The sequence below is a fragment of the Pseudoalteromonas sp. PSi26 genome, assembly GCF_054960575.1.
In genome coordinates, this window is record NZ_JBHNYT010000002.1 from 119,596 (window position 1) to 146,243 (window position 26,648).

The 26,648-nt window shown below is 40.4% G+C and carries 20 protein-coding genes and 1 tRNA gene; 13 read left to right on the forward strand and 8 right to left on the reverse strand.

The window, feature by feature from the left end; genetic code table 11:
* Positions 1-117: 117 nt before the first annotated feature.
* The 5 genes from guaB (at position 118) to rimI (ending at position 4,330) form a co-directional block, all read left to right on the forward strand.
* A complete protein-coding gene (gene guaB / locus ACFI34_RS02595; protein ID WP_462672295.1) occupies positions 118-1,587 on the forward strand; it encodes an IMP dehydrogenase in 1,470 nt (489 codons plus the stop codon).
* 97 nt (positions 1,588-1,684) lie between these two features.
* Entirely contained in the window at positions 1,685-3,262 is a 1,578-nt protein-coding gene (guaA, locus tag ACFI34_RS02600; protein ID WP_039036494.1) for a glutamine-hydrolyzing GMP synthase, read from the forward strand.
* A 154-nt stretch (positions 3,263-3,416) separates the two neighbouring features.
* Positions 3,417-3,493 (forward strand) — tRNA-Trp (locus ACFI34_RS02605).
* A gap of 65 nt (positions 3,494-3,558) precedes the next feature.
* Positions 3,559-3,876, forward strand: coding sequence for a hypothetical protein (locus ACFI34_RS02610; RefSeq protein ID WP_462672296.1), 318 nt, complete (start codon positions 3,559-3,561; stop codon positions 3,874-3,876).
* Positions 3,863-4,330, forward strand: a complete 468-nt coding sequence (gene rimI, locus ACFI34_RS02615; RefSeq protein ID WP_462672463.1) for a ribosomal protein S18-alanine N-acetyltransferase — start codon at positions 3,863-3,865, stop codon at positions 4,328-4,330. Before ACFI34_RS02610 ends, rimI begins: the two co-directional genes overlap by 14 nt.
* Positions 4,331-4,356: 26 nt before the next feature.
* On the opposite strand, the gene ACFI34_RS02620 is transcribed toward rimI, so the two are convergent.
* On the reverse strand, positions 4,357-7,017 hold the full coding sequence (locus ACFI34_RS02620; RefSeq protein WP_462672297.1) for a hybrid sensor histidine kinase/response regulator: 2,661 nt from the start codon (positions 7,015-7,017) through the stop codon (positions 4,357-4,359).
* Positions 7,018-7,441: 424 nt separating this feature from the next.
* On the opposite strand from ACFI34_RS02620, the gene prfC reads away from it, so the two are divergent.
* From prfC to ACFI34_RS02640, 4 genes are all read left to right on the forward strand, one after another.
* Positions 7,442-9,031: a peptide chain release factor 3 gene (gene prfC / locus ACFI34_RS02625; RefSeq protein ID WP_462672298.1), complete on the forward strand. Its 1,590-nt coding sequence runs from the start codon at positions 7,442-7,444 to the stop codon at positions 9,029-9,031.
* A gap of 62 nt (positions 9,032-9,093) precedes the next feature.
* A complete protein-coding gene (gene argS, locus ACFI34_RS02630) occupies positions 9,094-10,836 on the forward strand; it encodes an arginine--tRNA ligase (RefSeq protein WP_462672299.1) in 1,743 nt (580 codons plus the stop codon).
* 405 nt (positions 10,837-11,241) lie between these two features.
* On the forward strand, positions 11,242-11,880 hold the full coding sequence (gene pdxH, locus ACFI34_RS02635; protein ID WP_462672300.1) for a pyridoxamine 5'-phosphate oxidase: 639 nt from the start codon (positions 11,242-11,244) through the stop codon (positions 11,878-11,880).
* A 21-nt stretch (positions 11,881-11,901) separates the two neighbouring features.
* Positions 11,902-12,669, forward strand: coding sequence for a TatD family hydrolase (locus ACFI34_RS02640; protein WP_462672301.1), 768 nt, complete (start codon positions 11,902-11,904; stop codon positions 12,667-12,669).
* Here the strand turns inward: ACFI34_RS02640 and ACFI34_RS02645 are convergent.
* Positions 12,636-13,256, reverse strand: coding sequence for an AhpA/YtjB family protein (locus ACFI34_RS02645; protein WP_462672302.1), 621 nt, complete (start codon positions 13,254-13,256; stop codon positions 12,636-12,638). The genes ACFI34_RS02640 and ACFI34_RS02645 overlap by 34 nt on opposite strands.
* 148 nt (positions 13,257-13,404) lie before the next feature.
* Here ACFI34_RS02645 and serB point away from each other — a divergent pair, with 148 nt between their 5' ends.
* Positions 13,405-14,424 (forward strand): phosphoserine phosphatase SerB, encoded by a 1,020-nt coding sequence (gene serB, locus ACFI34_RS02650; RefSeq protein WP_462672303.1) that lies wholly within the window; start codon positions 13,405-13,407, stop codon positions 14,422-14,424.
* Positions 14,425-14,459: 35 nt separating this feature from the next.
* On the opposite strand, the gene ACFI34_RS02655 is transcribed toward serB, so the two are convergent.
* A complete protein-coding gene (locus ACFI34_RS02655; RefSeq protein WP_462672304.1) occupies positions 14,460-16,937 on the reverse strand; it encodes a PilZ domain-containing protein in 2,478 nt (825 codons plus the stop codon).
* Positions 16,938-17,296: 359 nt separating this feature from the next.
* Here ACFI34_RS02655 and radA point away from each other — a divergent pair, with 359 nt between their 5' ends.
* A complete protein-coding gene (gene radA, locus ACFI34_RS02660) occupies positions 17,297-18,682 on the forward strand; it encodes a DNA repair protein RadA (protein ID WP_462672305.1) in 1,386 nt (461 codons plus the stop codon).
* A gap of 75 nt (positions 18,683-18,757) precedes the next feature.
* On the forward strand, positions 18,758-19,690 hold the full coding sequence (locus ACFI34_RS02665) for a hypothetical protein (RefSeq protein ID WP_462672306.1): 933 nt from the start codon (positions 18,758-18,760) through the stop codon (positions 19,688-19,690).
* Between the two features lie 76 nt (positions 19,691-19,766).
* Here ACFI34_RS02665 and serA read toward each other — a convergent pair whose 3' ends face one another.
* From serA to metK, 5 genes are all read right to left on the reverse strand, one after another.
* Complete coding sequence (serA, locus tag ACFI34_RS02670) at positions 19,767-20,996, reverse strand: phosphoglycerate dehydrogenase (protein ID WP_462672307.1); 1,230 nt, start codon at positions 20,994-20,996, stop codon at positions 19,767-19,769.
* Positions 20,997-21,005: 9 nt separating this feature from the next.
* Entirely contained in the window at positions 21,006-21,659 is a 654-nt protein-coding gene (gene rpiA, locus ACFI34_RS02675) for a ribose-5-phosphate isomerase RpiA (RefSeq protein ID WP_058428471.1), read from the reverse strand.
* Positions 21,660-21,712: 53 nt separating this feature from the next.
* Positions 21,713-22,309 carry a 5-formyltetrahydrofolate cyclo-ligase gene (locus ACFI34_RS02680; protein ID WP_462672308.1) on the reverse strand — a complete coding sequence of 199 codons (597 nt, stop codon included), beginning with the start codon at positions 22,307-22,309 and terminating at the stop codon, positions 21,713-21,715.
* A gap of 20 nt (positions 22,310-22,329) precedes the next feature.
* Entirely contained in the window at positions 22,330-22,878 is a 549-nt protein-coding gene (locus ACFI34_RS02685) for a hypothetical protein (RefSeq protein ID WP_462672309.1), read from the reverse strand.
* Positions 22,879-23,041: 163 nt separating this feature from the next.
* Entirely contained in the window at positions 23,042-24,193 is a 1,152-nt protein-coding gene (gene metK, locus ACFI34_RS02690; RefSeq protein WP_006791943.1) for a methionine adenosyltransferase, read from the reverse strand.
* A 305-nt stretch (positions 24,194-24,498) separates the two neighbouring features.
* On the opposite strand from metK, the gene tkt reads away from it, so the two are divergent.
* Positions 24,499-26,490 carry a transketolase gene (gene tkt, locus ACFI34_RS02695; protein ID WP_462672310.1) on the forward strand — a complete coding sequence of 664 codons (1,992 nt, stop codon included), beginning with the start codon at positions 24,499-24,501 and terminating at the stop codon, positions 26,488-26,490.
* The last annotated feature ends 158 nt before the right edge of the window (positions 26,491-26,648 follow it).

Sequence of the window (26,648 nt, forward strand, 5' to 3'; positions counted from 1 at the left end):
AGTTATAAGGGAAGTTTATCATAAATATTTGCGAAATATTATTTACGAATGCCTATAACGCTGTTAAAATTTGACCGCAATTCCTTATCTTAGATCCACATGTGAGAAGTTGCCAAAATGCTTAGAATTGCTAAAGAAGCTCTTACCTTTGATGACGTACTTTTAGTACCAGGTCATTCTACTGTTTTGCCACACACGGCAAATATTTCAACTCGCTTAACGCGTGGTATCAAACTTAACTTGCCGCTTATTTCAGCATCTATGGATACTGTTACAGAAGCTCGTTTAGCTATTGCCCTTGCGCAAGAAGGTGGTCTTGGTTTTATTCATAAAAACATGACTATTGAAGAACAAGCGAAAAACGTACGTAAAGTTAAAACCTACGAAGCGGGTATTGTGTCTTACCCTGTAACAGTGACTGCTGATTTAACAATTGCAGATGCTATGGACCTTGCTGAAGAAAAAGGGTTCTCAGGCTTTCCAGTTACCGACCCAGAAAATACCTTATTAGGTATTGTTACAAGCCGCGATATGCGTTTTGAGACAAAACTTGAACAGCCAATTTCGACTGTTATGACTAAAAAAGAAAAGCTAGTTACCGTTAAGGAAGGCGCAGCTCGCGAAGAAATTTTAGGTTTAATGCACGAACACCGCATTGAGAAGATTTTAGTTGTTGATGATGCGTTTAAACTTAAAGGCATGATCACCGTAAAAGATTACCAAAAAGCGCAAGATAAACCACATGCATGTAAAGACGAGTTAGGTCGTTTACGTGTAGGTGCTGCGGTAGGTGTTGGTGCGGGTACTGATGAGCGTATTGCTGCACTAGTTGAAGCGGGTGTTGATGTTCTACTTATCGATACTTCTCATGGTCACTCTCAAGGTGTAATTGACCGTGTATCTGCAACTCGTCAGGCTTATCCAGATCTTCAAATTGTAGCGGGTAACGTTGCAACTGCCGAGGGAGCAATAGCGCTAGCTGATGCAGGTGTTGATGCAGTAAAAGTAGGGATCGGCCCTGGTTCTATTTGTACAACCCGTATTGTTACCGGTTGTGGTGTTCCACAAATCACGGCTATTTCAGATGCAGTTGATGGCTTAAAAGGTCGCGATATTCCAGTGATTGCCGATGGTGGTATTCGTTTTTCAGGCGACATTGTGAAAGCACTTGTTGCGGGTGCATCGTGTGTAATGGTGGGCTCAATGCTCGCAGGTACCGAAGAAGCACCAGGCGAAGTAGAACTATATCAAGGCCGTTACTACAAATCATACCGTGGTATGGGCAGCTTAGGCGCGATGGATCAAAAAGAAGGTTCATCAGATCGCTACTTCCAAAAATCAAACGAAGCTGACAAGTTAGTCCCTGAAGGTATTGAAGGTCGCGTAGCGTATAAAGGGCCAATAGCGACTATTATTCACCAGCAGGTAGGTGGCCTTCGCAGCGCAATGGGCTTAACGGGTTGTGCAACAATTGAAGAGCTAAACACTAAGCCTCAGTTTGTACGTGTTACATCTGCAGGTATGGGTGAGTCGCATGTTCATGATGTGCAAATTACCAAAGAAGCACCAAATTACCGCTTAGGTTAAACAACGACTTGAAATTACGGGGCTGGCTTTTACCAGCCCTCTTTAATAGCCACTAAGCAAATTAGTGGAATTTAGCATCTACTTTACGAGATACTCCATGAGCAAAGATATTCACGATTCACGAATTCTCATTTTAGACTTTGGTTCACAATACACTCAGCTAATCGCTCGCCGTATACGCGAAATTGGTGTTTACTGTGAGCTGTGGGCATGGGATGTGACTGAAGAGCAAATTCGCGAGTTTAACCCACAAGGTATTATTCTTTCTGGTGGCCCAGAGTCAACAACACTTGAAAACAGCCCGCGCGCTCCTGAGTATGTGTTTAATGCAGGCGTTCCTGTATTAGGCATTTGTTATGGTATGCAAACAATGGCTACTCAGCTTGGTGGTAGTGTTCACAGCTCTGATAAAAAAGAGTTTGGTTACGCGCAAGTTGAAAAGGTAGGCAACTGTGCATTGTTTGATGCAATTGAAGATCATATTACCGATGGCGGCAACGGCGTTTTAGACGTATGGATGAGTCACGGCGATAAAGTAATGGAAGTACCAGCAAGCTTTAGCACAACAGCTAAAACACCAACGTGTCCGCATGCTGCTATGTCTAACGAAGAAAAACGTTTTTACGGTGTACAGTTTCACCCAGAAGTAACGCACACTCACCAAGGTCAGCGTTTATTAGAGCGCTTTGCTATTGATATTTGTGGTTGTGAAAAATTGTGGACTCCAGCAAAAATTATTGATGATGCCATTGAGCGCATTAAAGAAACAGTTGGCGACGACGAAGTTATTTTAGGCCTATCAGGCGGTGTTGATTCATCGGTTGTTGCTATGCTTATTCATCGTGCGATTGGTGATAGATTAACATGTGTATTTGTTGATAATGGTTTACTTCGTTTAAACGAAGGTCAGCAAGTAATGGACATGTTTGGTAACAAGTTTGGCTTAAACATTGTAAAGGTTGATGCTGAAGATCAATTTTTAGCTGATCTTGCTGGTAAGTCAGATCCAGAAGATAAGCGTAAAGCTATTGGCCACACGTTCATTAATGTATTTGATGAGCAAGCTAAAAAACTTAAGAACGCTAAATGGTTAGGTCAAGGTACCATTTACCCAGACGTCATTGAGTCTGCAGCATCTGCTACAGGTAAAGCACACGTTATTAAATCTCACCACAATGTGGGCGGATTACCAGATGACATGAAAATGGGCCTAGTTGAGCCACTACGTGAGTTATTTAAAGATGAAGTACGTAAAATTGGTTTAGAGCTAGGTTTACCGTACGACATGCTTTACCGCCACCCATTCCCTGGACCAGGTTTAGGTGTACGTGTACTGGGTGAAATTAAAAAAGAGTACTGTGATTTACTTCGCCGCGCAGATGCTATTTTCATTGAAGAGCTGCACAAAGCCGAGCTTTACCATAAAGTTAGCCAAGCGTTTACCGTGTTCTTACCAGTTAAATCGGTAGGTGTTATGGGCGATGCACGTAAGTACGATTGGGTTGTTTCACTTCGTTGTGTTGAAACTATCGACTTTATGACGGCGCGTTGGTCACATTTACCGTATGAGTTTTTGGGTGTGGTTTCTAACCGTATCATTAACGAAATTGATGGTATTTCACGCGTTGTTTACGATATTTCTGGTAAGCCACCGGCAACTATTGAGTGGGAATAATTTACCCTGCATTTAGTTATGTAAATTAAAGTGATAAAAAACGGCGAATTAGCATGCTAATTCGCCGTTTTGTTTATTTAAAAAGCAGTTAAACTAAATGTGTGATTTTTCTCTTTACCTTTAGCGAAACTTCTCTATAATTCGTCGTCATTGCAGGGGCGTAGTTCCAATTGGTAGAACAGCGGTCTCCAAAACCGACGGTTGGGAGTTCGAATCTCTCCGCCCCTGCCATTTCTTCTTTACATCGTATTTATTAATTCTTATATTACCTTACTTACTAATTTCATCGAGTCGTTATGCATTCACGGTACGCAGCTGTTTTTGGTATTGAAAACCTCGAACTAAATACTCATTTTTTACCTGCCAGCTCTGAAAATCCTATAAGTAATGTGGAAAAAGAATTAACACCTGTTTTACTTGAATCCCTTGAGCTTTCTAGCCAATTACTGGCAGATATTCATCGTGCAGCAGTGCCTGTAGCTATAAATAGTGTGGTTAAAGGTGAGCACATGCAATTAACGGGTGATCAGCTCGAATTACCATCCTCACAACTTAATGCAACCGAAAAACGTGCTTTGTGGGCTTTAATAAGTGAACACCTTGATAAACTTTAAATCTGTAAATAACGATGCTGTAGAGACGCTTATGGCTATTGAAAATGCGTGTCATAGTCATCCTTGGACTTTAAAAACAATGAGTTCATGTATTGGGGGGCGTTATTTTAATCTAGCGGCTTTTGATAGTGACATACTCGTTGGTTTTTACATTGGTGAAAAAGCAGGGCCAGATTTTACGCTTATGGATATATGCGTGACGCCTGAGCACCAGGGTAAGGGGATTGCTAAGCAGCTATTGAGTAAATTTATAGAGCACGGTGAACAGCAAAATGCCGAGAATTTATTTTTAGAAGTACGCGAGTCAAATACACGTGCAATTAAGCTTTATGAGCAAGCCGGATTTATAGAGATGTCGGTACGAAAGAATTATTACCCAAGTGACGATGCAACTAAAAACGGCTTTGAAGATGCCATTTTAATGGGTATGGCATTAAGCTTAGGGTTTATGTGATCTTTAGTTGCGGGCAGCTAACGGTTTTATTTTGAGTTAATTGCCTGCTGTATTGCCACTATTACTGAGTTTATAATTTCATCCCTTTGTGATTTATCGTTACTTTTTAGGTTTTCTTCAAGGTCGCCTGCGCTTTTGTAAATAGCATCAAAGTTAAAACATCCTGCGCTGCCTTTAACACTATGTGCTACTGCTTTTAGGCTTTCCCAATCTTGTGCATGGTGAAATGTTTTTATTTTTTCCAAATAACTGGGTAAGTTTGCTAAGTAATTATCAGATATCTGTTGAAATTTTTCACTTTTTAACAGGTCATCCCACTTATTTTGATTATCCTTTTCAAGGTGCAAGTAGCTTACAAGTACGTTTTCGAGGGCATCTTTATCTATTGGTTTTCCAAGCGCTTTGTCGCAGCCAGCTTCTATATAGGTACCAATATCGTGATTCATTACGTTTGCGGTAAGCGCAATAATGGGACCGTCGTAAGCAGCATGTCTTAGCATTTTAGTGGCTTCAAGCCCACCCATGACAGGCATTTGCATATCCATAATAATGAGTTGATAGTCGTTTACTAGCGCCATTTCAACGGCTTGTGCACCATTATTAGCTATATCAGGCTCAAGCCCCCAAGTTTGCAACAGCAACTTAATGAGTAACTGATTATCTGGGTTATCTTCAGCAACCAAAATGTTTGCGTCAAAGCTGTTAGTTGCAAATGATAAAAGAGGGTCTTTTTCAGGGGTTAATTGTGCATGATTGACAAGCAGCTTAAGCTCGGGTGTTTTGCCCTTTAAGTGGCAAGCCGCACTAATTGAAAATTTACTTCCTTCGCCCACTTCGCTTTCTAGTTTTATGTCGCCACCCAGTAATTGTGCCAAATTTTTAGATATGCATAATCCTAATCCTGTACCACCAAAGCGTCGCGTAGTTGTCGCATCTGCTTGTTCAAATGGCTTAAATACACGAGAAATTTGATGCTCAGACATACCAATACCGGTATCGGTGATTACAAATTCAATAAGGTTGCTTTTAGCATGATAATGTACACAAATAGTGACATGCCCTTGCTCTGTAAATTTAACAGCGTTGTTTGCTACATTGATTAAAATTTGCTTTAAGCGTGTTATATCCGTGTATATAGTTTGCGGTATTGGTAAGTCAAAAATAATATTAAGTTCTAAACGTTTTTCTTGCGCCAGTGGCGTTATGATTGACTCAATATCATGGATTAACTGCACAACGTTCACAGAGGCTTGCTCTACAGCTAATTTTTCAGCTTCAATTTTAGATAAATCCAAAATATTGTTTATGAGTTCAAGTAAGTGCTTTGAATTTCGTAAAATAGTACTTAAATGTTGTTTGTCGTTTACTATTTTATCGTTATGTAGCAACTGCTCCGTAAAGCCCATAATAGCGGTGAGAGGGGTTCGTATTTCATGGCTCATGTTTGCTAAAAAACGGCTTTTAAGTTGGTTAGCTTGCTCTGCTTGAGTAATGGCGAGTTCAAGTTGGCTATTCATAGACTCAAGTGCTTGAGTTCGGCTTTCTACCTTGTCTTCTAGATGGTGTTTGTATTCTTCGAGCTGTTGCTGATAATGCCTAATTTGATTAACCATGTGATTAAAGTCGTTAAACAATATGCCCACTTCGTCATCGGTATGAGCAGGTAAGCTTACCGCTAAGTCTCCGTCACCGACTCTGTGGCTGGCTGCACCTAACAATTCTATTGGGTTTAATAATAAGTTACGTACAACAACAAATATTAAGATAGGTAACGAGATCACTGAAATAATAACAATCAGACCTGTAATTAGGCTAATAGCTTTGCCCGATTGATGAAGCACGGCTTTGGGGATTGTTGATACGTAATAATAGCCGCCGCTCATTTGTACGGCAAAAATCATACGTTCGATTTTATCAATGCTCGATAACTCAATGGTCGAAAGTGAGCCTATGTCGGCTAAATCGTGAACTTTATTAAGTTCATATTCGCTAATATATTGGCCTCGTAAATTATAATTAGAGCTAAATAGTATTTTACCGTCTTTGGTCAATAATAAATTGAGCGTATTGTTATAAGGCGCTTCTAAAATACTAGTATTTAAAATTGAAGGCTCAACATTTACAACAATAAACCCCAGTTGTTGTGGACGTTTTAGGTAATAGCCCACACTGTCGATTCGTTGTACAAAATACAGGCTAGTTGTGCCGTCGGGTTTTTGAACCATAAACTGCTGTTGGCTTAAATTACTTTGTATAACCTGATTAAAAAAGGGGTAGTTTTTAGGCGCTATGGTTAAATTATTTGAATGATAGGCATCACTTTTACCACTAGCCGACACTAAATTTATACTAATAATGTCAGGGTAGGCTTCGCTGTAACTGGCAAATACATCCATTAGAGCGCCAAGCCTGCGTGTATAATTTCCGTCTAAAAGTGCGTCATTGGCCAAAAAGTCGTTAAGTACCGGAGAACGAGAAAGTAGCTTTGTGGTAGAGTGGAATGAGTCTATATAGTTAAACGCTTTTTGCTGTTGCTGCTCAACAAAGCGGCTCATGATTAGATCGGCTTGTTTTTGAGTAGAATTAGTTACATTAGTTAACGTAAACCCACCTAAAAATAGCAGGGGCAATATAACAAGCGGGGTTATATACCATAATAATCTGATGCTTAACTTACTGGTTTTCATTAACTAACTAATATCCTTGGCGCAATCTTTTTATAGTATGCGTTACCAGTTTATTAAACAAGCCTGCGCTTTACTCATCGTTAAAATATAAACTTTAGTTAGAGATAACTTCTCCTTTATGCGTAGGTTTTAATTACTTAATTAGGTAAAAGTTTTTATTTAGCTTGAGTCAAATTACAAACTGAACGGGCAGAGCTTAAATATTGATAAAAAAGATCAGTTAATAACTAACCATTGATTGTTTAAAAGGTCAAGATCAGCGAAAATAGTCTTTAATTACGATTAACATAACGGATCGCAAACTAGGGGCTAATTTACTCTTGGTTCTGGTGTGTTGAGGTTTCGGGGTTTAGCAGTTTTAGCCTTTAAACGTCTGCACACTTTATGGTGATATTATCCGTATTCAAACTATAAGAACTTTTTAATGGCAGACCAAAATCTCCTTAGCGAAATAAATAAACGACGTACTTTTGCAATTATATCTCACCCAGATGCAGGTAAAACCACCATCACCGAAAAAGTACTTTTGTTCGGACAAGCGATTCAAAAAGCCGGAACGGTAAAAGGCCGTGGCTCTAATCAGCATGCAAAGTCTGATTGGATGGAAATGGAAAAAGAGCGTGGTATATCGGTTACAACCTCTGTAATGCAATTTCCGTATAACAATGCGCTGGTTAATTTACTGGATACCCCTGGACACGAGGATTTCTCAGAAGATACATACCGTACTCTTACAGCAGTAGATTCGTGCTTAATGGTTATTGATGCTGCAAAAGGTGTAGAAGAACGTACCCGTAAGCTTATGGAAGTTACGCGCCTACGTACCACGCCTATTGTGACCTTTATGAATAAGTGTGACCGTGATATTCGTGACCCAATGGAACTACTTGATGAAGTAGAAACAGAGCTAAATATTGCCTGTGCGCCTATTACCTGGCCAATTGGTTGTGGTAAAGAGTTTAAAGGTGTTTACCACATTCATAACGACGAAGCGGTTTTATACAAAACAGGGCAAGGTCATACAATTCAAGAAGTTCGAACTGTTAAAGGGCTTGATAACCCAGAGCTAGATACCGCCATTGGTGAAGAACTCGCTGAGCAACTACGTGAAGAACTAGAGCTTGTTATAGGTGCTTCAAACGAGTTTGACCTTGAACTATTTTTAGCGGGTGAGCTTTCGCCAGTGTACTTTGGTACTGCCCTTGGTAACTTTGGTGTAGACCACGTACTCGATGGCTTAACACAGTGGGCTCCAGCGCCACTTCCGCGTGAAACAGAAGACCGCCAAGTAATCGCAACAGAAGAGAACTTTACTGGTTTTGTATTTAAAATACAGGCTAACATGGATCCAAAACACCGTGACCGTATTGCCTTTATGCGTATTGTATCGGGTAAATACAGTCAAGGCATGAAGATGAATCATGTACGCCTTGGTAAACAGGTGAGTATTTCAGATGCAGTAACCTTTATGGCAGGCGATCGTGAGCGTGCAGCAGATGCATTCGCAGGCGATATTATTGGTTTGCATAACCACGGTACAATCCAAATTGGTGATACCTTTACGCAAGGCGAAAAGCTTAAGTTTAGCGGTATTCCTAACTTTGCGCCTGAGCTATTTCGTCGTATTCGTTTGCGTGATCCGCTTAAACAAAAGCAGCTATTAAAAGGCTTAGTACAGCTTTCTGAAGAAGGTGCGGTACAAGTATTTAGACCGCTCATTAATAACGACTTAATTGTAGGCGCGGTAGGTGTACTTCAGTTTGACGTAGTTGTAGCGCGCTTAAAAGCTGAGTACAACGTAGATGCAATTTACGAAGGCGTAAACGTAAATACAGCACGTTGGGTAAGCTCAACTGATGTTAAAAAGTTTGAAGAGTTTAAACGTAAGTGCGAAAGCAACTTAGCACTCGATGGTGGCGATAACTTAACTTACATAGCACCGAGCCGTGTAAACCTAAACTTATCGACAGAGCGTTACCCAGAAGTAACCTTTAACCACACGCGCGAAAACTAGAATTGACTGACTAAAGTTAACTGAAAGCCTGCTATGGCGGGCTTACAAAGGTAAATAATATAATGAACATTCGTACTATTTTAGTAGAAAAAGCCATTGCCGCCATGACCGCAGCAGGCTTACCAGAAGACACAAACCCAGCGGTTACACAAAGCACACGCCCACAGTTTGGTGATTACCAAATTAATGGTGCAATGGGCGCCGCTAAAAAAATGAAAAGCAACCCACGTGAGCTTGCGCAAAAAATTATTGATAACCTAGATGTAACCGACATTGCTGAAAAAACAGAAATTGCCGGGCCGGGTTTTATTAATATTCATTTAAAGCCTGAGTTTTTAGCCAACAGTGTTAAAGCAGCTAATAGCGATGCAAAACTGGCAGTAAACGAGCACGCTAATCCGCAAACTGTTGTGGTAGATTACTCGTCGCCTAACCTTGCAAAAGAAATGCACGTAGGCCATTTACGTTCAACCATTATTGGAGATGCCATTGTACGTGCGCTTGAATTTAGAGGCGACAAAGTCATTCGTCAAAACCATATGGGCGATTGGGGCACACAGTTTGGTATGCTAATTGCGCATTTAGAAGATCAAATTAGCCAAGGCGTAGACTTAGAATCGGTAGCGCTTGCTGATTTAGAAACGTTTTACCGCGACGCTAAAAAACGTTTTGACGATGAAGAAGGCTTTGCCGATAAAGCCCGTGATTACGTCGTTAAACTACAAGGCGGCGATGCGCACTGTGAAAAACTATGGAAGCTATTTATAGCGACCTCTGTTAAACATTCTGAAGAAGTTTACAAACGCCTAAATGTAACGCTTACTCAAGCTGATATTATGGCCGAAAGTGCTTACAATGCAGAGCTTAACGATATTATTAGCTTATTAAAAGATAAAAACATTGCTGTAGAGTCGCAAGGCGCACAAGTCGTGTTTTTAGATGAGCTTGCAAATAAAGATGGCGAGCCATCGGCGTTTATCGTCCAAAAATCAGGCGGTGGCTTTTTGTATGCAACCACCGATTTAGCCGCATGTGATTACCGCTCAAATAAATTGGGTGCTGAGCGTATTTTAATATTTGTTGATGCGCGCCAAAGCCTTCACTTTAATCAAGTAGAGCTTACAGCACGAAAAGCTGGCCTATTACGCGATGAAACAAGCTATGAGTTTTGCCCGTTTGGCACCATGATGGGCGCCGATGGTAAACCATTTAAAACCCGTACTGGTGGCACTGTTAAACTTGCCGATTTACTAGAAGAGTCAATTAGCCGTGCAGCAACAAAACTAGCTGAGCGTGAATCTGATTTATCGGATCATGATCGCAGCGAGATTGCCCGCAAAGTAGGTATTGGCGCCGTTAAATATGCTGATCTTTCTAAGCATCGTACTAGCGATTACATATTCAACTGGGACACCATGCTAAGCTTTGAAGGCGCGACAGCACCTTACTTACAATATGCTTATACTCGCGTTCGTAGTATTTTCCGTAAATCAGGTGTCGATGCTGCTACGCTGAATGCTGATGTAGCTATAGCAGAGCCGCAAGAAAAAGCGTTAGCGCTTAAGCTACTGCAGCTTGAAGAAGTGCTTGATTTAATGATCTCTGAGGCTACTCCGCACGTATTATGTGGTTACTTATACGAGCTAGCTAGCTTATACATGACATTCTACGAAGCCTGCCCAGTACTCAAAGAAGGCGTAGAGCCAAGCGTACGTGACAGCCGTTTAGTGTTGTGTAATTTAGTGGCAGATACGCTAAAAACAGGATTGGATTTGTTAGGCATTGAAGTCATGGAGCAAATGTAATCACCGTCGTATTTTAACCTAATACTGCGTTATCCACTCCGACTTACCCTAATCACATACAAATAGTATGCTCATAGGGATAAGTAGGGGTGAATGCCTTGTCTTAGGCTAAACTACTTAGGTGAGCCTTCTGCTTCGTGTAGTTCGCTTTGACTTCGTTGTCGTGCTTTTTTAGCCTAAGTCACATACTAATCGTATGCTCCTTGGCATAAAAAAGCACTTCGCCTTGTCGGCACTCCTGCACTTGCAGATATATAGGTTTGTACCGTAGTTTGAGTACAGTGAAACGAAACCCTACACTAAACTAATATTACACAAAACATTTTTATTTTTGCTCTTATAACGATTAACAGCCTGACCGTAACGTACCCACATACGCTTTAATAAACAGAGAAGGATTTGTTTATGAAACTCGAAGATATCCGCCGTGAATACCTGCAAGACGCGCTAAGCGAAGATAACTTGCAAGATGATCCATTCAAACAATTTGAAACGTGGCTTGAGCATGCTGTGGGCAGTAATATTCCAGACCCAACGGCCATGGTTGTGGCAACGGTTGATGAAACCGGGCAACCTTCACAGCGTATTGTATTGTTAAAACATTTAGATGATAACGGGTTTGTATTTTTTACTAATACAGGCTCTCGTAAAGCGCAAGAGCTAAAAGGCAATAATAAAATATCGCTGCATTTTCCGTGGCACCATATGGAGCGCCAAGTGATTGTATACGGCGAAGCAAAACCATTACCGACGGCTGCAGTGGCTAAGTATTTTTTATCGCGCCCTAAAGAAAGCCAATTAGCAGCATGGGCCTCAGCGCAAAGCAGGCCAGTCTCATCGCGCAAAGTACTTATGGAAACCTTTGCCAATATGAAGAGTAAATTTGCTAATGGCGAAATTCCACTGCCTGACTTTTGGGGCGGTTACTGCGTAGTGCCTACTAAAATTGAGTTTTGGCAGGGTGGTGCACACCGTTTACATGACCGTTTTATGTACCAGCGTCAAGCAGATAACAGCTGGCAAGTTACACGCTTAAACCCTTAATAAATTGATGATTAAGTAACCGTGCAATTTATTGACTCTCATTGCCATCTCGACTTTAGCGAGTTTGATTCAATTCGTGAATCGCTCATAAACGAGTGTATAGCAAAGGGAGTCAATCAGTTTGTTGTACCGGGTATTACGCTCGCTCAATCGCATACTCTTATCAAACTCAAAGCTACTTTTCCAAGTATAAAAATAGCAGCGGGGTTACATCCTTACTTTTTAGATCGACATAAAGAATCGCATATAGCAGCACTTTTTGAATTCGGGGTTGCAAATAAGCATCATTTAATAGCTATAGGTGAGTGTGGGCTTGATAGACGTATCGAAGACCTTGCAAAGCAAACGAGATTGTTTGAGCAGCAAATAACGATTGCTAATGAGCTAAATTTGCCGCTTATTGTCCACCATCGGCAAAGTCATGATTTAATTGCGCAATCGTTTAAACGTTGTAAGCCAAAATATGGTGGAGTGATACATGCGTTTTCTGGCTCACTACAGCAAGCACAGTATTATATTAAACAGGGTTTTAAATTAGGTGTGGGCGGGGTAATAACTTACGAGCGCGCAGCTAAAACCCGTAATGTAATTACTCAAATTGAACCTCAGCACTTAGTGCTGGAAACCGATTCGCCCTCAATGCCACTAAATGGTCATCAAGGTGAGATGAATACGCCGCTTCATATCCCTAATGTGTTCAACGCTCTGTGTAGTTTAAAACAAAGTAGCGATAAAGAGGTGCTAGCTAAAATGCTCTACGACTCTTGCTCTGAGGTTTTTCGTATATAGCGGTTTACTTGCCAACGCTTTAAGCCACGCCCCAATTGCCATGTAAAAATACATGCAATAACTAGCATTAACAAAACCTGACGACCCAAATCATGAAAATGGCTGTGGCTGTCTGAAATAGCAGCTCGTGTTAAATAGGTTACCGAAACAAACCCTAGAGGGCGATCATCATCGCTTATAACGGGTTCAACAAATGGTGTTTTAAGTTTACTTATTCCTGGAGTCGATTCTGGAAGTTGACCTAAAATATGGTGTGACTGCCAATTATCACTGCTGGCGACTAAAATCCCCTGATGATCATAAATGGTAGCCGACAGTACAAATTCGTCTTTAGCTATGTCGTTACAAATAGTGTTTAACTGCGGTTTGTTTTTTTCTATCAGCGGTGTTTTAACAGTTAAAGCCATAAATTGCGTTAAGCTTTGTGCTGTGTTGTCGGCGCTATCATATAATAACTGATGGCTTTGAAAGCTACTATTTACACCTACCCAACTAAGCAATACAAAACAGCCAGCGGCTAATAATAACCGTAAAAGTCGTTTTTTTTGTGATGCCGATATTGGATTTTTAAGATGGTTATTTTTCATAGTCACCGTATATGCTACTGACAGAATTTTGATTTGATGTTACAACTACTACTATAACCTTAAATTAACCCCGATGGCGAATTTAGCATTATTATTACCGCTTCAATTCGTTTTATATCAGTGGAATAAAAATAAACACGGAGATCCCATGTCGCAAATCAGCATGGCACAGCTTACTTCTCAGCAATCATTATCAATGTTAACGCTCAACCAATGGTTTGCTCATAACAACGGGATTTTTACACTATTTGATGGTGTTCCAAATACACAAGAAGGGTTGTTTAGTATTGCATTTGCAGGTGACTTTAATGCGACAAGTATAGATACGTTTATTCAGTTTTTAGCTCACCACGGGCAAACGGTCACAGCATTATGCCAATACCAGCCTGATTTAGGCTTATCTCCAGCACTGTGTTTTTATACTAAAAATACAACGCAATCAATTAATCCATTAACGCTTAAAGCGTTTTCAGAAACACTAGAGTGCCAACTAGTACAAATTAATACACCGCCTAACCTTTACGAGCCGGGTTTGTTAGTGATGGATATGGATTCAACAGCGATTACTATTGAATGTATTGATGAAATAGCACGCTTAGCAAATGTTTACGATGATGTGGCATCTGTAACTGCCCTCGCAATGGCAGGTAAACTCGATTTTAGTGAAAGCTTAAATCAACGCGTAGCCAAGCTTAAAGGCATTGAAAAAAGCCTCATAGATGAGTTAAAAAATACCTTGCCACTAATGCCGGGCATAAAAGCCTTATGCCAAGTATTAAAACATCACAATTGGTATTTAGCTATTGCCTCTGGTGGTTTTGTACCATTTGCAGAGCGTGTTCAGCAGCTTATTGATTTAGACGAAGTACATGCAAATGTGCTTGAATTCAAAGACGATAAGCTAACCGGTAAAGTGTTAGGTACTATTGTGGATGCACAGCAAAAGGCGGTTATTTTAGAGTCGTTGCAGGCTAAGCTCGGACTTGAAAAAATACAAACAGTGGCGATTGGCGATGGTGCAAATGATCTCGTTATGATGGCAAAGGCTGGGCTTGGGGTTGCTGTTCACGGTAAACCAAAAGTAGTTGAGCAAGCGCAAGCGGCTATTTGTAAAGGTTCGTTATTACAGTTGCTTTATATGCTCGCTATTCCATTAAACAAAAAATAATGATGGCATATATATTAGTATTAGCGCTAAACCGCTTAGCGAGAGCGGTTTAACCAAAGCAGTTTACGACGGCCCATTTGGTCAACCTTTTGTTGATCGAACTGAAAATGACTTAAAGCTTCTTCTGTAATGTCAACCACATCACCCACACCTGTTACCGACCATAAAGCTTCTTCCAACTCTTTAGCTTTATGTAACGCGTATTGACTCACATAGCTAAGCTCGTTGGACAGGTAATCTGTATCTGGGCGACCAGTACGTGAAATATATAATCGCATAACAAATATAATTTGAGACTTAATCCCCTTGCTAATTTGTTCATCAAAGCTGCTGTAATCTTCACCTAATATACACTGGCTTTGAATAGCTTCGGTGACTTTATCTTGTCGGGGATCAAAATTGATTGCCAGTGTAAACGCAAGTGGCGGATCTTGTCTGCTGCGGTCTTTTATATTTGGGGTGATCACATTTAAAATTTGCTCTTTAGTTATTATACTCGACACGTCGGTTTTATTGCTAAGTAGACCAAAGTTTTGTAAAAGTACATGCAGCGGGCTTGAATATAAACCATAACCAATTGCACCCACTTTAAAATGTGCCGCTTCTTTGTGTAAGTACAGCGGAAATTGGCAAACGCTTTTTGTTACCATGTTTCTAAGTGCTGTAGAAAGCCCTTCAATTTTAGGAGCCTCTTCACTTACCTTTAATTTATCTTTGTTATTTTCAATTAATTGTGTAAAAAAACTAACGCCAGCATGGGGTAAGTCAGCCACTCTATTGGCTTTTAAGTTAACGGTAGTCAGTGACTTACTGATAGCCATAACCTCGTACTTGAGTTCGTTTAATGCATGCTTTTTAGTTATTTTTTGTAAATCAGGGAATGTTAAAAAGACAATGTCGCCTTTTTTAAAGCTAACAGGCTGATCGCATTCTAGTTGTAGTCCCATGACTGAAAAATCGCGTGTATGTCCATTCAATACCGTATCATCAATATGTAATTTAACGTCGGTTTTGTATAAATAGCGTTTATGCGAGCGTAAATTAACATACTCAAGCGCAACAATGTCTAAATAGGGAGCCGTTTTATGTTTGGCATGCCCAAAAAGTTTAAGCTGATTGACCAAAGCTTTATCGTAAGTTATTTGTTTATAACGCGATTGCTCAATACTATTACCTATACTAGTTAGCACAACAATATATTTTACGTCTTTAACCAATCCTTCAACGCGAGGCGAAGGAGGTTTGTTAAGTTTTTCAATCTTACTACCAGCAGAATTTGGCAGTGAAAGCGGTATGAATGCATCATCAGGATGACTTGGCATTATCTGAATTTTAAAGCATTGCCAGCTTTCTTTTTGACTACCAAACCCTAAAAATAAATCACGTAGTTTGGCATTATTGTTTAATTCGGTGCGGGTTGCTGAATAGTAATAAACCTTTCCTGAGGTCACATGTGTAAAGGTGTACAGGTAATCTTCTTTAACTGCTGTTGGTTGCGTTAATAACCCACTGACCCGTTTATGATTAAGCACGTTGTATAAGCAAGGTACACTTCTTTCATCAGTAAAGTAGCGCTGAATAAAAATATTATTTTCGGTTGTTAAGCTTAAACTAGGATAATACTGATCGTCTTTTTTACTTAAAAACACATACAATGAAGTAACACGAGGTATGTAATATTGCTCATAACCTTTAGATACAACCGCATCAAGTGTGTTATCTAAATTAACTTTGTAGCGGCGTTTATTTCCGTGGATAAAGCTTTCTAAAAAGTTATCAAAGGCTTCATTATTCTCAACATATGTACGCTTTAAGCGAATATGATTAAACTCACGTGATATATTCTCAACGGCAACTACTTCATATTGAATGCCATTTTTTAAACCCAGTTCAAAGTCTTGCTCTAGACCCACCAAACGCATTGCTATTAGTTGGCCTTTTCTGATTATGTTTCGCTTTGCCAACTTTATTTTACAGCCACTCAAAGAAATATCAGAGGTGCTTGCTTTAATATTTTTCTTATCGTTATATTCAATAGTAACTTTTATTGAATAATTCATTCTTTCTTCTGCACGGCTTTCGTAAGATGCAAATTTAATAACATTGGTATTTAGTAAATCTTCTTGCTCTTGCTTATTCCCTTTTTCGGCCGCTTCTTTTTGCATTACGCGGTGATTATTCTCCGTGTTCATAACAGCTTCATAGACAGCAAGTGTGTATTTACCATGCTGTTTTAATGCGCTTTCAAACACTTCAATGGCCGTTTCATCCATAAAGTGCTGTTTACCATTATGTTCGTAAGGTTTTACTTGTCCTGTAACTAAACCACGTAGATCAATAAAGCGCTCGACAGGCTGAGAAAGGCGCGACATTTCCATTTTAATTAAAAACTGTTCAGGCTTCGTAAGCTCTGCTGTTTTTGATTTAAAAATTAGGTCAAACTTGGCGTTGCCTAAATATTGTTTTAGCTCATTAACGAGGGACTCGTGTTTGAGCATGATGTCATCAGCCATTTATAAAACCATCACCGTCTCTTTGAAAAAGTAGGTATACTATTAAATCCATTTATTAGAAATTCAATAAACGTAAAGCGTGCTATGTTGTTAATATAGGTACGATTATTAGAGCAACTACCATTTAGTTTTTGTTATTATGTGTTATGCGCCATTTTATTGGCAAGTTACTTTTATTCAATTTTAAAGCAAAAACTGTGCCCTAAGATATATAAAAGCAAAACAGTTAATTAGGTAATGATTGTGGCTTAAGAAATTTCCACAGGCAAGCTATGTTGTTATGTAAATAGGTGAAATGGCAAAATAACAACAAAACAATACACATTTTTAAATTCAATGATTAATAAATAAGGTTATTAATGGTTAAAGCGGCAAAAGTAGAGTTTGTTTGTACAGAGTGTGGCATGAATTACCAACGTTGGCAGGGACAATGTCGCTGCGGTGCTTGGAACACATTAGCTGAATTTAAACCTTCAGCAGGGCAAAGCAAAAAAACTGTAGCAAGAGCAAGTATAGGCGGCTATGCCGGCGGAATTGGTGGTGGTTCTAAAAAAATTAATGATATTGCGACCGTTGAAGCCGAAAAACAACTCACTGAAATAGGCGAGCTTGACCGTGTTTTAAGTGGTGGTGTTACTACGGGCTCGGTAAATATTATTTCGGGCGATCCGGGGGCGGGTAAAACAACGCTTCTATCTGACTTAGTCGCAAGAATGTCAAAGCGTATGCCATCCTTATACTGTACAGCAGAAGAGTCTTTGTCGCAGTTTAAAAATCGTGTTAATCGCTTAAAGTTAGACTATAACGCCGATGAGCTTTATTTACTCTCAGAAACTAGCGTTGAAACCATTATTGAAGAGCTTGATAAAAATAAAATTAAGTTTGCAGTCATCGACTCCATTCAAGCAGTTGTTACCGATACTGCAAATGGTAGTCCGGGCTCACCTTCGCAAGTTAAAAGTGCAGCTCAAGCGCTTACCCAGTATTGTAAGCAAAATGACGTGACCATGTTTATTATTGCTCATGTGAATAAAAACAATGAAATAGCAGGCCCGCAAACCTTAGTACACATTGTTGACGCGTTATTACACATAGACACCAATGATGGACAAATTCGTACCTTACGTGCCAATAAAAACCGCTTTGGTGACATTGATACTGTGGGTATTTTTAAAATGTGTGAGCGTGGAATGTTAAGCGTAGACAACCCGAGTGAGATATTTTTGTCGGGATCGACAACTGAATCCCCGGGGTCGTCTATTACCTGTATCCGTAAAGGTAATCGGAATCTATTGCTTGAAATACAATGTTTAACAACAGAAACCGAGGCTGAATTTCCACAGCGTGTTTGTGTGGGTTTAAATATGAACCGAATAAAAATGCTTACCGGTATTTTACGTAAGCATACAAAAACTAAAATATTTCATGACACCTTTTTTAATATTGTAGGTGGTTTAAAAATTGATGAGTCAGAAACTTGCATAGATTTAGCGCTCGTTACCGCACTGCTTAGTAGCTTGAACGAATTTGTTGTGCCTCGAACCACTTGTATTATGGGGGAGTTGAGTTTAAACGGTGATGTGCGCCCAATAGACAGCGGTGTACCTCGAGTCAAAGAAGCTGCGCAGCATGGCTTTACAGAAATATTTATCCCGTTTCGTAATTACCACAAATCAATGGAAGGCCTAGGCGCTAAAATAACTCCGGTAAAAACGGTACATGAGTTACTGAGCCTGATTAATTAACGCTTACAGCGACTGCTATGCAATGTTACTCTTGGGTTAATACAATTTTTATAAAAAATAGAATAAGGAAATAACATGAAAAAATTAATTATAGCAGCAGCGATTATTGCCGCAGGTGTTGGCGGCGTTAGCTATGCTAACTATGTTGCAACCCAAGAGGTTCGTGCTGAAGTAGACAAGCAGCTGGCCATGGTGAGTGAGCAAACGGGTGCAACATTTAAATATGCTGGCTTATCTGCAAGTGTTATTTCAAAAAGTGTTGAAATTACAAACATGGAAGTAATAAGCCCTGAGGGCGAGAGTGTTGCCAACGTTCAAAGTATTGAAGTTAAAGGCTACGAAACCGATAAAATTTCGCCACATACATCGCTTGATGTAAAAAATCTGACACTGAGTAAAGACTTTATTGCCACACTGCCAGCTGACACAAACGCAATATTAGCGTCAGCAAGTTACAACCTGCATTCATCCTTAGATTATAATGAAGAGTCGGGTGAGAGCGATATGGTTGTTAAGCTCAATGCTCAAGATGTGATCAGTTTTAATATGGACATAGGATTAGCTAATTCTAAACCGCTCATGGATACGTCGCTTGCTATGAGCAAAGAGCAAAAGCAAGCGGGTGATACCCCATTAACTTATGAGCAGCAACTGCAACAACAAACACGTATGATGCAAGCAATGAGCAAGCTTGAACCCCGTAACGCAAGCTTTGTCATAAATAACCAAGGTAAACTTAAAGAGTTATTAGAAAGTGAGCTTTCAAAGCAAGGTATGACTATTGAGCAAATGCAAACAATGCTAGCCCAGCAGTTAGAGCAAGCGCCTGTAACTGAAGAAATTGCTAGTGCGTTAACAAGCTTTGCCAGCGGTTTAAATTCGTTAACTGTTTCAGCAAAATTGCCTGAAGGCCAAACTATGATGGAAGTTAATCAACAATTAATGATATTAGCTGGTAAGCCAGAAGAACTGGTTAAGTTTATTAATTTAGAGGTTAAAGGCGACTAATCACGATAAGTCGTTAAATCATAATTTAAAAAGCCGCACTTGTTTAATCAAATGCGGCTTTTATTATAGATAATGTTTAGTGAAGAATACGTGCTCTAATTGTTCCCTCTACCGCACTTAGCTCTTTTAGTGCTACTTCAGAGTGGTCGGTATCAACGTCAATAACCACATAACCAATTGCTTCATCAGTTTGTAAGTACTGAGCCGCTATATTGATACCGTGCTGTGCAAACGCTTGGTTAATTTGCGTAAGTACCCCAGGGCGGTTGTGATGAACGTGCAATAAGCGGCTACGGTTAGCAAGCTCTGGCAGAGATACCTCTGGAAAGTTAACCGCAGTAATTGTAGAGCCGTTATCTGAGTATTTAGCTAATTTACCAGCGACTTCAATACCAATGTTTTCTTGTGCTTCTTGTGTTGAACCACCAATATGCGGGGTTAAAATAACGTTATCGAAGTCACGTAGTGGCGAGATAAACTCTTCATCGTTCGATTTGGGTTCAACTGGGAAAACATCGATTGCTGCACCGCTTAACTTTTTCTCAGTAAGTGCTTCTGCAAGGGCATCAATATCAACAACCGTACCACGTGAGGCGTTTATCAAAATAGCGCCTTGTTTCATTACGGCAAGTTCAGCTGAACCAATTAAGTTTTTAGTTTGCGATGTTTCTGGCACATGCAAACTAATTACGTCAGATCGCTGAAGTAGTTGAGTAAGGTTATGCACTTGTTTTGCATTACCGAGTGTTAGCTTATCTTCAATGTCGTAAAACTCGACGTTCATACCAATGTTTTCAGCCATGATACCGAGCTGAGTACCAATGTGGCCATAGCCAATAATACCCAAGGTTTTACCACGAGCTTCAAACGAGCCTGTTGCTGTTTTTAACCACTCACCACGGTGAGCCGCAGCATTACGCTCAGGTATACCGCGAAGTAAAAGCAGTATTTCGCCAAGTACCAGCTCTGCAACAGAGCGAGTATTAGAAAATGGTGCATTAAACACAGCAATGCCACGTTCGCGAGCACTATTTAAGTCAACTTGGTTAGTACCAATACAAAAGCAACCAATGGCAATCAGCTTTTCTGCAGCATCTAAAACAGCTTCGTTAATATGAGTACGAGAACGCAGACCTACAAAGTGCGCGTCTTTTATACGCTCTTTTAGCTCGTCTTCAGGCAGCGATGTTTTAACGTAGTCTATATTGCTGTAACCATTTCGTTTTAGCGTTTCAACTGCGCTTTGGTGCACACCTTCAAGCAAGAGAATTTTAATTTTGTCTTTTGCTAACGATACCTTACTCATAACCTCATCCTATTTAATTTGAGGCCCATTTTTAGTGCCGATAATTACTTTATCAGCACCACGCATCGCAAATAGGCCATTGGTAACTACGCCAACAATTTGATTTATATCTGTTTCAAGTTGTTTAGCATTGGTAATATTTAAATTATATACGTCTAAAATAACGTTACCGTTATCGGTAACTACACCTTGGCGATAGACTGGATCGCCGCCTAATTTCAATAACTCACGTGCTACGTAGCTGCGCGCCATTGGAATAACTTCAACTGGAAGCGGAAATTCCCCCAATGTGTCTACTAGTTTGGTGTCATCAACAATACACACAAACTGCTTAGCAACTGCAGCCACTATTTTTTCACGGGTAAGTGCAGCACCACCGCCTTTAATCATTTCGTTTTGAGCGTTAATTTCATCCGCGCCGTCGATGTAAACATCGAGTGCATCGATATCGTTTAGCTCAAACACTTCAATACCAAGCTCTTTTAAACGTGCTGTAGAAGCTTCAGAGCTTGATACTGCACCTACTAAAGTGTCTTTAACTGTGCCAAGGGCATCAATAAAGTGATTAACGGTTGAGCCTGTGCCTACACCTACTATTGTGTTTTCTTTTACAAACTCGAGTGCAGCCCATGCGGCTGCTTTTTTTAATTCATCTTGTGTCATTATTTTGTGCTCTTGTATGTCAAACGTGTGCTGTAAGCATGTGAATAATCACATCACCAGCAGTAATTTTTGCTCGGTGTTATTATAGTTTTAAGTGGTACGTCCCAAGATTCTACTGGTAATACATCAACTTTTTGGCACTCATGTGCAAGGCCTATAAGTTGCGGTTTTTGCCAGTTTTCATCGTGTAAACGAGCCAACGTTCTATCGTAAAACCCACCTCCCATTCCTAAGCGATTACCTTGGTTATCGAATGCAACTAACGGCATAAGTAAGTAGTCCAGCTCGGGTAAAGGGCATATTTGACTGCAATTTAGCTTAGGTTCAAAGATACCATAGCGATTTGCCCTCATGGGTGAGTTTTTCTCATAGCGCTGAAACAGCAAAGTGGCGCCATTAAATGGGTGTATTACTGGTAGGTGAACAATGTGATTTAAGTTCCATAATTCCTTAATTAACAAAGAGGTATCAAGCTCTCCATCATTGCTTAAATAAATGGCGACATGCTGACTTTCAGCTGTTTTTTTTGATTTTAAGTATTGAATAAAATTCATACTTAATGATTGAGATGCTAAATTTTGCTGTTCACTAGACAGATTATTACGTAATTCGCGAATGGACTTTCTTATTTGGGCGCGTGAATCGCTCATTTTGTAAACTTACCACTTAGTTAAAAAGAAACCAGATCAGGAAATGCCAAGTACACCGCAAGTATGATAAGCAACGTAACAACCGTAGCAATTAACGAATAAAGCAGTGCATTACTGCGTTTTTTAGGCTGAGTTATTAGGTCTTCTTCAAGCAATAGCTCTTCGTCTTGCCATTCGTCTTCATCTACTTCAGGGTTTTTTGTTTGGTTTTCAGGTAGGCGCTGCTCGAGGTCTTCGAGTTTTTCTTCTAGCCTGATTAAGCTGCTGGTTATGTAGTCTAATGCGTCAAAAATACGCTCATCTCGCTGGCTATCATTTACCGTTTGAGTGGTTTTTTCAGTATTTGTCGATACAGCTTGAAGTTTACTTTTAATACCCATTCCAACAAGTAGCTTAGCTTGTTTTAACGCTTTGTTTTTATCGCTAGGCGCAAATAAAGGCTTACCTTTAAAAAATAAGGCTACTTTTTCTTCTGAGATCTTTAGTTTTGCCGCCAGTGTTGTACACGCTGTTTTTGTGTCAACGTTATCAGCGAGTCCAGCAAACATAACACGAAAGTTATCGGTCATTTAAATATCCCTAAAGCTTTATAATTAAATGAGTATATACCTAAAGTATAAAAAAGTTCGAGGACCAATTAATAGTTATTTTTTAAACTATGAATTAGCCATGCGTTACATAATTGCTAGCTATAAAAAAGGCCCTTAAAAGGGCCGTTTTTTTGCTTTAGTCTTAAAGACCGGCTGCTGCGCGAAGTGCGTCAGCTTTATCTGTGCGTTCCCATGGGAATTCATCACGGCCAAAGTGGCCGTAAGCTGCAGTAGGAAGGTAGATAGGGCGCTCTAAATCAAGCATTTGAATTAAGCCGTAAGGGCGTAGGTCAAAATGTTCACGAATTAATTCGATTAAACGTGCTTCTTCTAACTTACCAGTTCCAAACGTTTCAACACTGATTGAAGTAGGCTCTGCAACACCAATTGCGTAAGATACTTGTAATTCACACTTATCAGCAAGGCCAGCAGCCACTACGTTTTTAGCCACGTAACGTGCAGCGTATGCGGCTGAGCGGTCAACTTTTGATGGATCTTTACCAGAGAAAGCACCACCACCGTGACGTGCCATACCACCGTAGGTATCAACAATGATTTTACGGCCTGTTAAACCACAGTCACCCATTGGACCACCAATTACAAATCGGCCTGTTGGGTTAATAAAAAACTTAGTTGCGCTTGTGATTAGTTCAGCAGGAAGTACTGGCTTGATGATGGTTTCCATCACCGCTTCAACTAAATCGTTTTGAGAGATGTCTTCGCTGTGCTGAGTTGACAGAACAACTGCATCAATACCTACTGGTTTACCGTTTTCATATGCAAAAGTAACTTGAGATTTTGCATCTGGACGTAACCAGTTAAGCTCGCCGCTTTTACGCACTTGCGCTTGACGTTGAACTAAACGGTGAGAATACGTGATAGGTGCAGGCATTAACACTTCAGTTTCGTTACATGCGTAACCAAACATTAAACCTTGGTCACCAGCGCCTTGTTCTTCTGGGCTAGTACGGTCAACACCTTGGTTAATGTCTGGAGACTGTTTACCAATGGTGTTCAAAATTGCACACGAGTCAGCATCAAAACCCATATCTGAGTGAGTGTAGCCAATTTCACGTACTGTTTTACGCGTAATCTCTTCTATATCAACCCATGCGCTAGTCGTGATTTCACCACCAACCATAACCATACCTGTTTTCACGTATGTTTCGCACGCAACGCGGGCATGAGAGTCTTGCTCTAGGATAGCATCAAGAACCGCATCAGAGATTTGGTCGGCGATTTTATCCGGATGACCTTCAGAAACAGATTCAGAAGTAAATAAATGTTTTGCCATTGTAATTATGCTCACAAATATTGCGCTTCACAAACGTCGGTATTAGCGCTAAAAAATTAAGGGGCGTATTTTATCTAAAACGAAACACCTTGCATAGTGTTTTTACGCCTAGACGTCTAAATTAAATTAGTTATGACATAATGGTCTTAAAAAATATTCATAATACCTCATTTTTATAGGGTTTTTAATTGCACACAGCCCCCACAATAAGTAAGAATGGTTGCTATAACAGTGCCCATATAATTTGAGTACATAAACGAACACATAAATACCCGCGCAAATATATATATAAGGTAGGAGAATTCATGCCATCTCGCAAAGAACTTGCAAATGCTATTCGCGTCTTGTCAATGGACGCAGTACAAAAGGCCAAATCTGGTCACCCTGGAGCCCCTATGGGCATGGCTGATATCGCAGAAGTATTATGGCGCGATTATCTAAAACATAATCCATCAAATCCAGATTGGGCAGACCGAGATCGATTTATACTGTCAAACGGCCACGGTTCAATGCTAATTTATTCTCTACTACATTTAAGTGGTTATGACTTACCACTGGACGAAATTAAAAACTTCCGTCAAATGCACTCTAAAACACCAGGCCACCCAGAATACGGTTATGCGCCAGGTATCGAGACTACTACGGGCCCACTAGGCCAAGGGATCACAAATGCGGTAGGCATGGCAATTGCTGAAAAAGCGCTTGCGGCACAATTTAACCGTGAAGGTCACGACATTGTTGACCACCACACTTACGCATTTATGGGTGATGGTTGTTTAATGGAAGGCATTTCGCATGAGGCCTGTTCGCTTGCCGGCACATTAGGCCTAGGCAAGCTGGTTGCTTTTTGGGATGACAACGGTATTTCTATTGATGGTGAAGTTGAAGGCTGGTTTAGCGATGACACACCAGCGCGTTTTAAAGCGTACGGCTGGCACGTAATTAGTGACGTTGATGGCCACGATAGCGATGCAGTAAGTGCTGCAATTAGCGAAGCAAAAAGCGTGACTGATAAACCAACACTAATTTGTTGTAAAACAATCATTGGTTACGGTTCACCTAATAAATCGGGTAGCCACGACTGTCACGGTGCACCACTTGGCGATGACGAAATTAAAGCATCGCGTGAGTTTTTAGGTTGGACGGGCGATGCCTTTGAAATTCCTGAAGACATTTATGCACAGTGGGATGGAAAAGCTAAAGGTCAAGAGCTTGAATCAAGCTGGGACGAAAAGTTTGCAGCCTATGCAAAAGCATACCCAGAGCTTGCAGCTGAGTACAAACGCCGTACAAATTCAGATTTACCTGCCGACTGGGCTGAAAAGTCACAAGCGTATATTGAACAGTTACAAGCAAATCCGGCAAATCCAGCATCTCGTAAAGCGTCACAAAATGCATTAAATGCATTTGGTCCATTATTACCAGAATTTATGGGTGGCTCTGCCGATTTGGCAGGTTCAAACTTAACAATTTGGGAAGGCTCTAAAGGCCTAACAGCAGACGATGCAAGTGGTAACTACGTTTACTACGGTGTACGCGAGTTTGGTATGTCGGCAATTATGAACGGTATTGCACTTCATAAAGGCTTTATTCCTTACGGTGCAACGTTCTTAATGTTTATGGAATACGCACGCAACGCGGTTCGTATGGCTGCATTAATGAAGCAACCAAGCATTTTTGTATACACGCACGATTCAATTGGTTTAGGTGAAGACGGTCCAACTCACCAACCAGTAGAGCAAATTGCCAGCATGCGTTTAACGCCTAACCTTTATAACTGGCGCCCGTGTGACCAAGTTGAGTCAGCAATTGCATGGCAACAAGCTATTGAACGTAAAGACGGTCCTACATCGTTAATATTCACACGCCAAGGTCTTGAGCAACAGGCGCGTGACTCACAACAGTTAAGCGACGTCAAAAAGGGTGGTTACATCCTTAGCTGTGACGGCAACCCAGAGCTAATTATTATTGCAACCGGTTCTGAGGTGCAATTAGCTCAAGATTCAGCTACTGAATTACGCAGCCAAGGTAAAAAGGTACGTGTTGTATCTATGCCATGTACTGATGCATTCGAAGATCAATCGCCTGAGTACAAAGAAAGCGTATTACCAGCAAGCGTTTCACGTCGCGTAGCGGTAGAGGCAGGTATTGCTGATTACTGGTACAAGTATGTAGGCCTAAATGGCGCCGTAGTCGGTATGACCACCTTTGGTGAGTCTGCACCAGCTAACGAGTTGTTTGAGCACTTTGGCTTTACGGTTGAAAACATTGTAAGTAAAGCAAACGCACTTTTTTAATCGTTTTTGATTAAATAAGTTAAGTAACTTAAAAACCCGCCAATGTGCGGGTTTTTTTATGCCCACATATGAAACAACTTCATCTTATACCAATCCGCTTAATTAAGTGATCTATTTTGAGGATAGATAAACGTGTTGATAGCTAGGCAAAAAATTCG